Origin of the sequence: Collimonas fungivorans, assembly GCF_028292705.1 — a bacterium.
Taxonomy (GTDB): Bacteria; Pseudomonadota; Gammaproteobacteria; order Burkholderiales; family Burkholderiaceae_D; genus Collimonas; species Collimonas fungivorans_B.
Genome location: NZ_JAQGLV010000063.1, coordinates 1 through 13274 on the forward strand (window position 1 = coordinate 1; position 13274 = coordinate 13274).

Here is a 13274-nt window from a genome sequence, read left to right on the forward strand (position 1 = left end):
GACGGCCTGGCCGAAGCCTGCGGCTGGCTGGAAAAAACCGACGAATTGCGCAGCCACGGCAAGCGCTCCCTGAGCGAAGCCGACGCCCGCCATGGCAACGGCCATGCCTGGCCCCTGCCGCCAGCCGGACCGGCGCCGTTCGATCCGTCGCAGCCGGGCCAGAACGTGATTTCCTACAGCCTGTTCGGCGCCCATCCGCGTTACTGCGAAAGCGCCGTCATGAATGTCCAGGTGGCGCCGGAACTGTTCCCGGACTGGACCTGCCGCGTCTACCTCGACGCCAGCGTGCCGCGGCATGTGCAGCGCCGCCTGCAGCAGGCCGGCGCGCAGCTGGTCCACATGGATGGCGAGCCGGCAATGCCGCCGGTGCTGTGGCGTTTCCTGGTGATGGACGATCCGGCGGTCAGGCATTTCCTGGTGCGCGACGCCGACTCGCTGCTCTCCGAACGCGAACCGCCGGCAGTGCAGCAGTGGCTGGCCAGCGGCCGCTGGTTCCATCACATGCGCGACTATTTCACCCACACCGAACTGCTGCTGGCCGGCATGTGGGGCGGCTGCAACGGCGTGTTTCCCAAGATCGCGCCGCTGATACAACAATACATCGCCGCCTATAAGGGGCCGGCGCGTTTCGTCGACCAGTACTTCCTGCGCGAAACCCTGTGGCCGACCGTGCGCCAGAGCCTGCTGAGCCACGATGAGCTGTTCGATTTCCACGACGCCCGGCCGTTTCCGCCGCATCCCGCCATCCGCTGGCAAACCGCCCAGTTCCACGTCGGCAGCAACACCAGCTACCAGATCGTCTCCGGCGCCAGCAGCCTGCCGGACGGCGCGCAGCAAACGCTGCGGCTGCGGCGCCAAGGACAGGCCGAAACACTGGATTACCTTGGCGCGGTGCAAGGCGGGCAATGGCGCCTGAACCTGCCGTTTTTCCTGGTGCAGGAAATCGCCGCCGGCAGCTTGCAGGTAGAACCGGCTACAGGTGAAGCGCTTGCGCGCGCATAAGATTCCTTCCCGGCGCCAGCCGGCAGCTGCGGGCGACAACCGCCTGCAGCCGATCATCGCCGCACTCGGCGCCGGCCAGTACGCCAAGGCGGAAAACCTGTGCCGGCAGCTGCTGAAATCGGCGCCGCGCCATGCCGAGGCAAACCATTTGTGCGGCGTCGCCTGCCTGCAGCTGGGCAAGCTGGAGCAGGCAGAACAACTGATCGGCCAGGCGCTAAAGCTGCGGCAAGACGCCGGTTATTACCTCAACCTGGCCCTGGTGCTACAGGCCCGCCACGCCGGCGATGCCGCGGTAGCGGCAGCTTACGGCGACTGCCTGCGGCTCGATCCTGGCAACGCCAAGGCCGGCAACAACCTGGCCAACCTGCTGCGGCGGCAGCACCGGCATGCCGAAGCCGAGCAGCTCTACCGCCAGGTAATGGCCCGCCATCCCGCTTATGCGCTGGCGTTCAAGAACCTGGGATCGCTGCTGTTCGACATCTTTCGCTACGAGGAAGCAGAGCAGGCCATACGCCATGCATTGCAGCTGGAACCCGGAATGATTGACGCCCACACCGCGCTTGGCGCGCTGCTGGAAAAAACCAAGGGGCTCGAGGAAGCGGCCGCCATCTTCAGCCGCATCGGCGACTGCACCGCCTTGCAGCGAGTGCGGCGCAATCTCGCGGACTGGAGCGGCCTGGAAAAAATCGATGCCGCGGCCTTGCAGACCGCCGGCGCAAACCACCGGTTCCACGGCGAACCCTGGTCCCTGCTGAATATCCCGGCGCTGACGCCAGCCTTGCACCGCCAGGCCGGCCATGTGTTTGCGCTCAAGAAGTGGGGAACGGAACTGCAACAAGAACGGATTACGCCGGCTCCCGCAGCGGCGGCCGATAGCCGCCTGAAAATCGGCTACCTCTCCTCCGATTTTTACGATCACGCAACCATGCATCTGCTGGCCGGTGTGCTGGAAGCCCACGACCCGCAGCACAACGACATCCGCCTGTACTCCTACGGTCCGCCGCGCGACGATGATTTCACGCGCCGCATCGCGCACGCCGCCATCCCGCTGCAGAATATCCGCCACTTGCCGGACCACGCCGCGGCGAGCCTGATCGCGGCCGATGGCATACAGCTGCTGGTCGACCTGAAAGGCTACACCACCGGCGCCCGGCTCGGCATCAGCGCCTTGCGGCCGGCTCCGGTCACGGTGAGCTGGCTGGGTTATCCGGGCAGCCTCGGCCATGCCGGGCTGGCCGACTACATCATCGGCGATCCAGTGGTGACGCCGCCGGCCCACGCCGGCCATTTCAGCGAAACACTGGCGCTGATGCCGCACAGCTACCAGCCGAACGACCGCAGCCGCCCCATCGGCGAGCGGCCGGGGCGGCTGGCGGCCGGATTGCCGGAACAGGGAATGGTGTTTTGTTCGTTTAACCAGGTGCAGAAAATCAATCCGTCCACCTTCGGCTTATGGTGCCGGCTGCTGGCGGCCGTGCCGGACAGCGTATTGTGGCTGCTCGATCCCGGTCATCCGGTTGCCAGGGAAAACCTGTGCAACCAGGCCGTGCATCGCGGCATTGCCGCGCAGCGCCTGGTCTTCGCGCCGCGCCTGCCGCTGGAACAGCACCTGGGCAGGCTGCAGCTGGCCGACCTTGCGCTCGACACTTTCCCTTGCAACTCGCACACCACCGCCAGCGACGCGCTGTGGGCGGGCGTGCCCTTGATTACCCGCAGCGGCGAACTGTTCGCCAGCCGGGTCGCGGCCAGCCTGCTGACTGCCCATGGATTTCCGGAACTGATCGCCGGCAATGATGAAGAATTCCTGACGCTGGCCCTGGCGCTGGCCAATGACCCGGCCAGGCTGGAGACCTTGCGCGAACGCCTGCAGCAGGCGCGCCTGGCGTCGCCGCTGTTCGATACCGCCAGGTTCACGCGCGATCTGGAGAGCCTGTATGCCGCCATCTGGCGCGCGCATGCGGCCCGCTCCACGCCGCAACACGCGACAGCCGAGGTGGTGCGCGCCGACAGTTGAAATGACGGTAGAGATACAGCTTGTTCTGGAGATGCCGGATCAGGTCAGCAATCGGATGATTTACCGTACGCCGTCTTAGGGCTGTATGCCTGACAGCGCCTGTGTCCATCGTTGCGCGCAAGCGCCCAGGAAATTGTTGACCACAACGCGGTCTTCCCCCAGTTCGCTTTTTGGGTGCGACCGTGCTTTGGGGATCAGCGCCAATCCGGCCCGAACTTCGGCGCTGGCCAGGATCGGCGGCCCGATCCATTGCAGGAGCGGCTCCAGCGCGGCGCGCTCGTCCGCAGTCAGCCGGGGAAACAAGGACTCCATCAGCCTGATCCGTATCGCCGACAAGACAGGACGGATGCCGCTCTGGTCCCTGGATTGCTGGCCTTCATGGGTCCTGTAGTGCACCAGCGTGTCGGGAAGGTTGGCAAATTTCGCACCCGCCCGCGCAGCATCGACGTACAGTCCCCAGTCAAAGGCGCTCTTGTTGCCGGTTTGCCAGCGCAGCGAATGCCGTTCGAGAAAATCGCGCCGCAGCATCACCGTCGGGTTATACAGGTTACCGGCGCCCGCCAGCAAATTCGCCTTGATCCTGCCGTCGTCCAGCGGCACCGCGGCCCTGGCGCCGGAAACGCCGAAGCATTGCATCTGGCCGCCGACCAGGGCGATGCGCGGCTGGCCGTTCAGGAAACGCACCTGCTTTTCCAGCCGGCCGGGCAACGCGATGTCGTCCTGGTCGAGCAAGGCGATGTATTTGCCGCCTGCCGCGTCGAGGCCGGTGCAGGTCGCCGCCGCGGTGCCGCGGTTCTCGGGATGCGCCAGGTAGCGGATGCGCGCATCCTTGAGCGCCAGGATTTTTTCCTGGCTGGCGTCGGTGGATGCGTCGTCCACCACGATCAGTTCGAAATCGCGGAAAGACTGGCCGAGGACCGAGCCAATACTCTCTTCAAGATATTGCGCGCCGTTGTAGACCGGCATGATAAGGGAAATTTTTGGCATGGCGATTCAGGGCTTTTCGTGCAGCGCGCCCGCCAGCATGGCGCGCAGTTTCTTGTCGCGGACAAGGGCTGTTACGCCGGCAAGCAAGAATCCAAGCAGCAAGCCGGCGGCTACCGCAATGCTCTTTTTAGGATAGACAGGGTTCTTCGGCACATACACCGGCGCAACTGCCTTGGTATTGAACGTACGGTAAGGACTGAGCTGCTCGTCGTACGTATTGATCTGGTCGCGGAACAGGCGCATTTCAGCGTCGCTGGATTTCAGCAGCGACGCCAGCAAGATGCTTTCCGAGAATTTCCGTTCAATCGTAGCGGCGCTGTTCACTCTTTTTATGGGTTCAAGGATAGCGCTGCGTTCACTGTCGATCTTCTGCAGCGAGAGCCTGGCATCGGCCAGGTTTTTCTCCAGCCTGGTGACCGACGGCAGCAAGAGTTCGGCATGTTCCGCCTGCAGCACCTGGAATGCCGCCAGCAGGTTTTGCTTTGCTTCCGCAGGCGAACGGCCCTTGACGCTCATCTCCAGCAGGTTGCCGCCTTTTGCGATGGACGCTGCCATGGATTTCTTGATCAGCGCGCTGCGCGCGCTCAAGGCTTCATCGACCGGCAGGCCCTGTGCCTGCAATACCTGGCTGACAAAACCTGGAAATTTCACGCGCTGGGCGACGTTGTTGGGATCCGCCAGCAGGTTTTCGCTGGAACCGATTTGTCCGACCTGGAGCAGCATCGTCGCCGGCCATTGCTTGGGAATCATGTAGGCAATGCCTGCCGCGATCACTGCACCCGATACGGCGCCGGCAAGCAGCCCTTTCAAGTGGGGTTTCAGCGCGCTGAAGAGCGTGGTTCTGGGATGGATGGAAATAGTCATTCTGGCAGCGAGAGCAGGTAAAGCCGGGTTACGAACCGAGCAGGCCGACCCAGTGCAAGGTCGAGGCATCGGCCGGCATGGCGGCAGGATTGCGGTCCGGCAGCTCTGCCGCCGCGCGGTAGCTGTTTTTCTTGGCTTTCCTGGCGATGCGCTGTTCCAGGCGGCTGGTATACCGGTCGCCGTAGTCGACCACGGTATCCAGCATCTGCTGCAGCTGCGCATCGCCAACCTTGCTGTGCGCCAGCTGGCGCCAGAAATCGCATTCGTTCCAGCGCCGGAAACGCATGTAGGCGGTGCTGGATTTGCCGAACTGCGGCGGCAGCGAAGACCAGGGGGCCTTGTTCAAGACCACCCACAGCAAGGCTTCGATAAACAGGCGATTGTTCCTGGCGCTCACGCCCGGGTCGCCCGGCCTGCCGATCAGCAGCGGCTCCAGCTGCTGCCACTGGCCGTCGTCGAGTTTCATCTCGTATTGCGCGGTTTGTTTCATCATGAGGGTCCAAGATCTTCTGTGTTGACAGCCCTCATGATCAAGCATCTAACAATCAACCGAAAGCGGACTAGCCTTCAAACGATGTAGGAAAATTCCGATAAAACCGGATTACGCGCCACACTCCGGTTTCAGGCCTCTTGCGCGGCTGCGTCCAGCCAGTTTTCCAGCGACAGCTCCAGCTGGGCCATCGCCGCCAGCACTACCGAGGCTGCCTGCTGCAGGTCGGCTTCGGCGGCGCCGTCGCGGCACAGCGCCTCCAGCTCGGCCGCCGCGTCCGACAGGATCTGCGCGCCGACAATGGTGGCCGCGCCCTTGATGGAATGGGCGATGTCGCTCACCGCCAGCCAGTCCGCGCTCGCCAGCCGCTGCGTCAGCGCCAGGCTGTCGCTGCGGTTGGAGCGGATCAGTTCCTGCGCCAGCTTGGCGATCAGGGAAAAATCGCCGCCCGTCATCGCCTGCAGCGCACTGACGTCGTACAGCGACCGGGCAAGCGGCGGCGCTGCCGCGACCTGGCGCGGCATGCCGCCGGCCAGGCGTTTCTGCAGGTCTTCCAGCCCGATCGGCTTGAACAGGCAATCGTCCATGCCGGCCGCCTTGCAGCGCTGGATCTCCTGCGGCTGGGCGTTGGCGGTATAACCCCAGACCAGGCAATCCTGCGGCGCCGTCGCCTGATCCAGCGCATCGCGGATTTCGCGCGCCAGCTGGTAGCCGTCCATCAGCGGCATGTTGCAATCGGTGATGACCAGGTCAAACCCGCCGGCGCGCCACAGCTGCAATGCCTGCACACCGTCGGCCGCCGCTTCGACCTGGTGCCCCAGGTATTCCAGCTGCTGACACAGCACCAGGCGGTTGGCGGCGTTGTCGTCGACCACCAGCACCCGCAGCCGCTCCGGCCCGGATTCGGCAGCCGGCGCCGCCAGCACGGGATTGCCCAGCGGTTCGAGGCTGGCCACGGTAAACGCCACCGCCACCTGGGTACCCACTCCCGCTTCGCTCAGCAGCTGGATGTCGCCGCCCATCATCTGCGCCAGCCGGCGGCTGATGGCCAGCCCGAGGCCGGTGCCGCCTTGCGCCGACTTCGGCCGCTCCAGCCGCGCCTGGACGAACGGCGTAAACAGCTTGTCCTGCTCCTCCCGGGGAATGCCGAGCCCGGTGTCGGTCACCAGCAGCTGCACCGCCAGGCGCGCATCGCGCTCGTCGCGCACGTCAAGGCGGATCACCACCTGCCCTTCTTGCGTAAACTTGATGGCGTTGCTGACCAGGTTGGACAGGATCTGCTTGAAGCGCATCGGATCGATCAGCACGTCGACGCCGGCGCTGGCGTCGATGAAAGTGCGCAGGGTCAGGCCCTTCTGCCGCGCCAGGCCGTCGAACACCCGCGACACCGCTTCCACCAGTTCGCGCAGATTGGCGCGTTCCGGCACCAGCTCCAGCTTGCCGGATTCGATCTTGGCGATATCCAGGATGTCGCCGATCAGCCCCAGCAGGGTCCTGGCGGAATCGTAGGCGACTTCGATCGAAGGCCGGTCCCACTGGCCCTGCTCGCCGCGCTTGAGCACCAGCTCCAGCATGCCGATGATAGCGTTCATCGGGGTCCGGATTTCATGGCTCATGGTGGCCAGGAAAGTCGATTTGGCGCGGCTGGCCTCATCCGCCGTTTCCTTGGCCAGCTGCAGCGCGCTGGTCAGCTGCTCGCGTTCGGAAATGTCGATCCAGCCGCCGATCATGCCGGCCGGCTTGCCGCGCGTATCCTTGAACGGCAGCGTCCAGTGATAGATCTTGAGCGCGCGTTCGCCGAACGCAATGTCGCGGTCGGCGAACACCGGTGCGCCGTCCTGCATGGTCTGCAGGTACATGGCGTGGAACTCGTGCGCCAGGCCGGGCGCGAGTATGGTCGATTCCGGCAGCAGCTTGCCGATCACCTCGCCGCGTCTGCTGCCCATGGCTTCCAGGTAGCTGCGGTTGCATTCGAGCAGGCGGGCGTCGAGGTCGCGCACATAGATCGGGTGCGGCGTGCCGTCGATCAAGGCGCGCATGAATTCAAGCTGGTCGCCGAGGGCGCGCTCGGCGCGCTGGCGCTTGCCGATCTGGCGCCGCAGGTAGGCCACCCAGAACAGGCTCGCCAGCACCAGCAGCAAGGCGCCGCCGGCGATCTGGTAAACCTGCGCGCGGTAGGTATTCCACGAGCTGAGCACCACATCGTTTTTCTCGCGCCAGCGGTTGGTCAGCATGGTGGCTTCGGCCGGCGGTATGCTCAGCAACACCTTGTTGAGGATATCGTGCAGCTCGGGCTCGCTGCGGCTGACGCCCATCGCCAGCCGCGCCGGTTCGTCGCCGACGGCGGCGGCGATGCGCAGCTTGCCGTGGAACAGGCCGCCGATGAAGTAGCTGGCCACGATCTGGGTCTGGATGGCGGCGTCGACTGCGCCGCGTTCCAGCTTTTCGAACGCTTCCATCGCGTGGTCGACCATCACCAGCTCGATCGCCGGATAGCGCTGGCGCAGCATGGGGATCATCGGGTTTCCGGTCTGTACCGAGAGCTTTTTGCCGGCCAGCAGCGCCAGGTCAGCGATGTCGGCGCTGCCGCTGCGCGTCACCAGCACGAAGCTGTTGGCCAGGTAGGGCTGGGTGAACAACAGGTCGGCCTGGCGCTGGGCGCTGATCACCAGCGAGCCGGCCATCTGCGCCCGGCCATCCTGCACGGCACGGATCATGTCCGGGATCGAATCGATCCGCTCCACCTCGAATTCGAGACCGGTCTGCAGTTCGGCCAGGCGCAGGTAATCGGAGACGATGCCCTTGAATTCGCCGTTGGCGTCAAAAAACGTGAGCGGCGCAAACACGCCGTTGACCACCACCTTGACTTTCGGATGCTGGGCGATCCAGCGCTGCTCGGCAGGCGTCAGGATCGGCAGCCGTGAAGTCAGGCGGAAATCCAGCCCGACGCCCCAGCGCCGCAGCAAGGCCTGGTGGGTGGCTTCCGGGATCGCCTGCAGCAAGGTGTCGAGCGCGCGCAGCAGGACGGTATTGTCCTTCTGCACCGCGAAGCCGATGCCCTCCGGGCGCAGCGCGGCGAAGCCGTCCAGCTGCACATCGTTGAAATAACCTTTGTTGATCAGGTAGCTGGCGCCGATGGCGTCGCCCAGGAAGGCATCGGCCTGGCCGTAGGCGACCGCCGCGATGGCCTTCTGCACCGTCGGAAACGGCAGGAAAGTCGCGCGCGGATAGAGGCCCTGGGCTTCCTTCTCGTTCAGGTAGCCGGGCACCACCGCGATGCGCAAGGCAGCGTTGGGCATGCTGGCGATATGGTGTTTGCCGATCGGCACCACCAGCGCGGTGCGGTCGGTGACGTAGGGACGCGACAGCGCAAAATCCTCGCCGGCCAGGTCCAGCTCGCGCGTCAGGCCCAGCAGGTCGATCTCGCCCCTGGCTAGCGCCATGTTGGCGGCGGCGCGCGTCGGGAAGCGCCGGACTTCGACCTGCACTCCCATGTGCTTGGCCAGCAGCGCCATGTAGGCGGCGGTCAGGCCGTCGAAATCCTGGCCGTTATTCGTAATATCAAAAGGCGGATGATCCGGGATCACCGTGCCCAGCAACAGTATTCTTTTTTTCCCCAGCCAGCGCCAGTCGGCTCCGGACAGGTTGAAACTCAGGTTCTGCTCAATCGGCCGTTCCAGCATCTGCAGCCGTTCTGCCGCGGTATCGCGGGTCTGCGCTTCTGCTGCGTTGAAAAACAGCGCGAACAGGAACAGCAGCCTGCGCAACAGGTCTTTAGACAAGGCCATTTCGGCGCGCGATGTCGATCAGTTCCACCAGCGACTGCGCATGCAGCTTTTCTTGCAGGCGGGTCTTGTAGGTGCTCACGGTCTTCGGGCTGATCAGCATGCTGACCGCGATATCCTTGCTCGGAATGCCGTTGGCCAGCTGCTGCAGCACATCCAGCTCGCGGTCCGACAGCTTTTCGATCAGTTCGTCTTCGCTGGTCTGCAGGCCGCGCTTGCGCTTGCCGTGGAAAGCCAGGTCGGGGAAATAGCGGTAGCCGCCCAGGATCGCATAGGTGGCGTTCTGCAGTTCAGCCAGTTGCTGCTGTTTGCTGATAAAGCCGGCAGCGCCTGCCTCCATGCAGCGATAAGCGAAATGCTGGGCGCTTTGCGAGGTCAGGATCAGGATGCGGCTGGGGAAATCCAGCGCTTCCAGGCGGGCGATGACTTCCAGGCCGTTGAGGCGCGGGATGCCGATATCGAGCACGATCATGTCCGGCTTGTGTTCGCGCGCCAGCTGCACGGCGTCGACGCCGTTGTCGGTTTCCGCCACGATTTCGTGGCCGGCCTGCTCCAGCAAGCCTCGCACCGCAAGGCAGATGACCGGGTGGTCATCGACAATAAGAATTCTACTCACAGATTTACTCCATCAAAATTAAACCAGCCACCATAAAACAATCGCTTGCTGCGCTGCACACAAATTGTGCGATAAAGAAAAAACCTACACGCAAATAAGGCGATTGTCGGATATACAACATATAAGGAAAACTCTTACGTGTTGCATCAAGCCCTCCCTACATCGCTATTGCCGCAACCGCCGGACAATAGTTGATTAGCATCCACTATCCTACTTTCGTTATGATTCAGCAACAATCCATCCTTGTCCTGGACGACCATCCGGCCCAGCGCATGGCAACCCTGCTGCAACTCGCCGCGCTCGGCTACCACGACACTTGCCAGGCCGCCGACGGCGCCGCCGCGCTGGAACAGCTCGACCGCATGGAGCATCTGGATATCGTCATCTGCGATATCCGCATGTCCCACATGGACGGCATCGAATTCCTGCGCCGCCTGGCCAGCCACCGGCTGCGCCCTTCCATCCTGATCTGCAGCGCCGTCGAAGAAAGCCTGCGCCGCTCCGTGCTGTTCCTGGCGGCGCAGCTGGGGCTGCCGGTGCTGGGCGATATCGGCAAGCCGATCCCGGTCCATTTCCTCAGCAAACTGCTGCAGCGGCACGGTTGCCGGCCGCCGCCGGCAGAACCAACGCTGGCGGCTGCGCCATTCGCCGCGCTCGACATCGGCAGCGCGCTGCCGCTGGCCGAGTTCAGCGCCTGCTACCAGCCGCAGTACGCCCTGCACAGCCTCGACATCACCGGCGTCGAAATCCAGTGCGTCTGGCAGCATCCGCTGCGCGGCAGGCTGCCGGCCGCCGCCTTCATGCCGCTGCTGGCCGCCGACCAGCGCCAGGCCCTGAACCGCCATATCGCCGAACAGGGCCTGCACTTCGTCTCGGCCTTGCAGCGGCGCGATCTCACCCTCAACGTGTCGCTGCCGCTGGCCGACCTGCAACTGCGCGCCGCCAGCCTGCCCGACGCCATCCAGGATTGCCTGGAACGCTACCGCCTGTCGCCGGCCTCCCTCTCGCTGGAGGTGCAGGCCGCCGATTTCGCGCAAGCGCCGCTGGTGGCGATAGAAAACCTGATCCGCCTGCGCCTGAAAGGCTGCCACCTGACCTTGCAGGCCGATGCGACCAGCCTGCCTGCGCTGTACCGGCTGCACGAACTGCCGTTCGACCAGATCAAGCTCGACGCCCGCCACATCTGGCCGGCGGAACATCCCGCCGCCTACCGCGCCGATACCGCGGCGGTGATGGCCAGCGCGGCGTCGCTCGGGATCCAGGTGCTCGCCACCGGCATCCGCAACTGGCAGCAGAACCAGGTGCTGCTGCACATGGGCTGCCAGGTCGGCACCGGCGAATGGTATGCCCAGCCGATGGACGAGCCGGCGTTCCTGCAGTGGATCTATCCCGCCCTGGAGCAACGCTCGGCCTGAAATCCGTCTCAATACTTATCTTCCTGCCGAGCCGCCGGCGGCGCCCAGTTCCGCTTCCAGCTGGCGGATGTTGCGCTTCAGGTTGTCGAGCTGGATCTGGTACGCCCTGCGCTCCACTTCCGACGCTTTCGCCTGGCTTTGCGCCACCAGGCGCCCTTGCTGGATGCGCGCCTGCTCGCTTTGCATGATCTGCATGTCGTTGTTCAATACCGCCAGCCGCGCTTCGCTTTCCTGCTTCGAACGTTCCAGCGCCTGGCTCTGCGCATTCAAGGCCTGTAGCCGGATTTCATCGTCGGCCCAGTCGGCGCTGCGCTGCGAAAACTGCACATACGCCTGTTCAGCCGGCGCCAGTGCGCTGAAGCGCAATACCCGCCACAGGCTTTTCTGGTGCAGCAGGGCCACATAAAACACCGGCGCATCGGCCGCCAGCAACAGCGTGGTGCCGTAGTCGCCGTTGTAGCTGGTGCGCAGTTCGCGCACGGTCTGCGCCGTCAGCCGCTGCTTCAGTTCCAGCAGCGAGCTGGCGCTAGCTGCCGGCGCGCCCGGCGCATGCGGCATGCGGCTGTCGCCGGCCCAGGCGGCGCCGCTCAGCGCCAGCCCCAGCAGCAGCGCGCACAGCGGCCGCTTCATGGAAAATTTCATCGCCGGGTCGGATCCCGTTGTGCGCTCCGAAGAGCGGTTGCTGCATATTGTCATTGGCATAGATAACAGTTCGGTTGTCAAATCTCGGTTGTCAAATCTCTCAACGCTGGCAAGGCCAGCCCTCAAGGCTGCTGCGGACCGCGCAACCAGCTGGCCAACTGGCCGGCGCCGGTGTATTCCTGGAAAATCGACTGGTAACCGTCGAAGCGGCTGGTAACCTCGCTGACGCGGTTGTTGTAATGGTCAGTCTCGGCCGACAGCACGTCGAGCAGGGTGCGTTTGCCGAGGTGATACCACTGCTCGAAAAACGCCTTGCGCACGCCGTCGGTCTCGGCCGTCAGGTTGTGGTACAGGTCGGCGCGCGACAGATAGGTGCGCGCATTCTGGTCGGCGGTGCGGACCTTGTATTCCAGGTCCAGCAGCGCCTGCCCTTTCTTCTCGCGGCTGGCGACAGCGCGCTGCGAAGCCGCAGCCTGCTGCGCCCGTCCGGAACCGCCGCGGAAGGCGGCCCAGTTGATCGACAGCATGGTCTGCACCGGCTGTTCGCGTCCCAGCGTATCGCGCGCGGTGCTCTTGCTGACGACCCAGTTCAGGGCCGGCTTGTCGGCCGCCTTGATGGCTTCGACATTCAGCTCTGCAGCCTCGGTCTCGGCTTCCGCCTGCTTGATCGACGGATGCGCGGCGACCGTCGCCAGCATGGTGTCCAGGCTGGTCGGCTGCAGCGGCCACACGCGTCCCGGCGGCGCCGGCACCGGGCCGTCGCCGACCAGCTTGCGCAGGTTCAGTTCGAATTCGTCGACCTTGGCCGCCACCGCATCGCGGTTCGATTCCGCCTGCAGCAGGCGCGCCTTGGCCTGGGTCAGTTCGCTGCCGCGGCCGCGGTCGACTGCGACGATTTCTTTCATCATGCTGACCAGGGTCGCCATGCGGTCGACGTATTGCTGGCTGATGTCGACCAGCAGGCGGTTCTTGGCCAGTTCGACGGTATTGCTGGCGACCAGGAAGGCCGAATTTTCCAGCTCGGTCTCGTAGCGCTGGCGGGTAGCCTGCGCCAGCTGTTCGCGACTGGCGATGGTCTTGCGGTTCTGGCCCCAGTCGAACACATTGGTGGTCAGGCTCAGGTTGACGCCGGCGCCGTTGTCGTTGTTGGCGTTGCCGCCGCCCAGCGACACCGCCTTGGTGTTGGTGCCGACATTGAGCTGCGGCCAGCGCTGGCCCTTGGCTTCGTCGATGTCGGCCAGTGCGGCCTCGTATTCGGCGTAGGCCTGGCGCACCAGCGGGCTGTTGTGCGCAGCCTGCTCGACCGCACGGTACAGCACCTGGCGCAACGCCACTTCGCTCATGCGCGGCGCCAGGCTGCCGCTGTCGGTATCCTCGGTCGCCGCCAGCCATTGCGAAAAACGCGAACTGGCGGCATCCGCGACCTTGGTCTGCGCAGCGTTCAGGGGCAGGACCGGCA

At 64.6% G+C, this 13274-nt stretch carries 10 protein-coding genes; 3 read left to right on the forward strand and 7 right to left on the reverse strand.

All coding sequences use genetic code 11. The features are described from left to right. Both JWQ61_RS03085 and JWQ61_RS03090 read left to right on the forward strand, forming a co-directional pair. A partial coding sequence (locus tag JWQ61_RS03085; protein WP_304359218.1) for a tetratricopeptide repeat protein occupies positions 1-1002 on the forward strand: 1002 nt, incomplete at its 5' end. Further along, positions 989-3016, forward strand: coding sequence for a tetratricopeptide repeat protein (locus tag JWQ61_RS03090; RefSeq protein ID WP_304359219.1), 2028 nt, complete (start codon positions 989-991; stop codon positions 3014-3016). The genes JWQ61_RS03085 and JWQ61_RS03090, both read left to right, overlap by 14 nt. 75 nt (positions 3017-3091) lie before the next feature. On the opposite strand, the gene JWQ61_RS03095 is transcribed toward JWQ61_RS03090, so the two are convergent. From JWQ61_RS03095 to JWQ61_RS03115, 5 genes are all read right to left on the reverse strand, one after another. Next, the gene (locus JWQ61_RS03095) at positions 3092-4003 is read right to left on the reverse strand and encodes a glycosyltransferase family A protein (RefSeq protein ID WP_304359220.1); all 912 of its coding nucleotides are present in this window, start codon (positions 4001-4003) and stop codon (positions 3092-3094) included. Between the two features lie 6 nt (positions 4004-4009). After that, a complete protein-coding gene (locus JWQ61_RS03100) occupies positions 4010-4867 on the reverse strand; it encodes a hypothetical protein (RefSeq protein WP_304359221.1) in 858 nt (285 codons plus the stop codon). Between the two features lie 28 nt (positions 4868-4895). Then, positions 4896-5360, reverse strand: a complete 465-nt coding sequence (locus JWQ61_RS03105; RefSeq protein WP_304359222.1) for a transposase — start codon at positions 5358-5360, stop codon at positions 4896-4898. A gap of 128 nt (positions 5361-5488) precedes the next feature. Beyond that, complete coding sequence (locus tag JWQ61_RS03110; RefSeq protein ID WP_304359223.1) at positions 5489-9139, reverse strand: transporter substrate-binding domain-containing protein; 3651 nt, start codon at positions 9137-9139, stop codon at positions 5489-5491. Next, complete coding sequence (locus tag JWQ61_RS03115; protein WP_304359224.1) at positions 9132-9758, reverse strand: response regulator transcription factor; 627 nt, start codon at positions 9756-9758, stop codon at positions 9132-9134. The genes JWQ61_RS03110 and JWQ61_RS03115 overlap by 8 nt, the downstream gene beginning before the upstream one ends. A gap of 221 nt (positions 9759-9979) precedes the next feature. Between JWQ61_RS03115 and JWQ61_RS03120 the strand changes: the two genes are divergently transcribed. Continuing rightward, positions 9980-11173, forward strand: coding sequence for an EAL domain-containing protein (locus JWQ61_RS03120; protein ID WP_304359225.1), 1194 nt, complete (start codon positions 9980-9982; stop codon positions 11171-11173). Between the two features lie 15 nt (positions 11174-11188). Here the strand turns inward: JWQ61_RS03120 and JWQ61_RS03125 are convergent, their stop codons facing one another. Both JWQ61_RS03125 and JWQ61_RS03130 read right to left on the reverse strand, forming a co-directional pair. Next, on the reverse strand, positions 11189-11815 hold the full coding sequence (locus JWQ61_RS03125) for a DUF2968 domain-containing protein (protein WP_304359226.1): 627 nt from the start codon (positions 11813-11815) through the stop codon (positions 11189-11191). Between the two features lie 122 nt (positions 11816-11937). Beyond that, positions 11938-13274, reverse strand: a 1337-nt coding sequence (locus JWQ61_RS03130) for a TolC family protein (RefSeq protein ID WP_369684872.1), incomplete at its 5' end; no start/stop codon positions are given.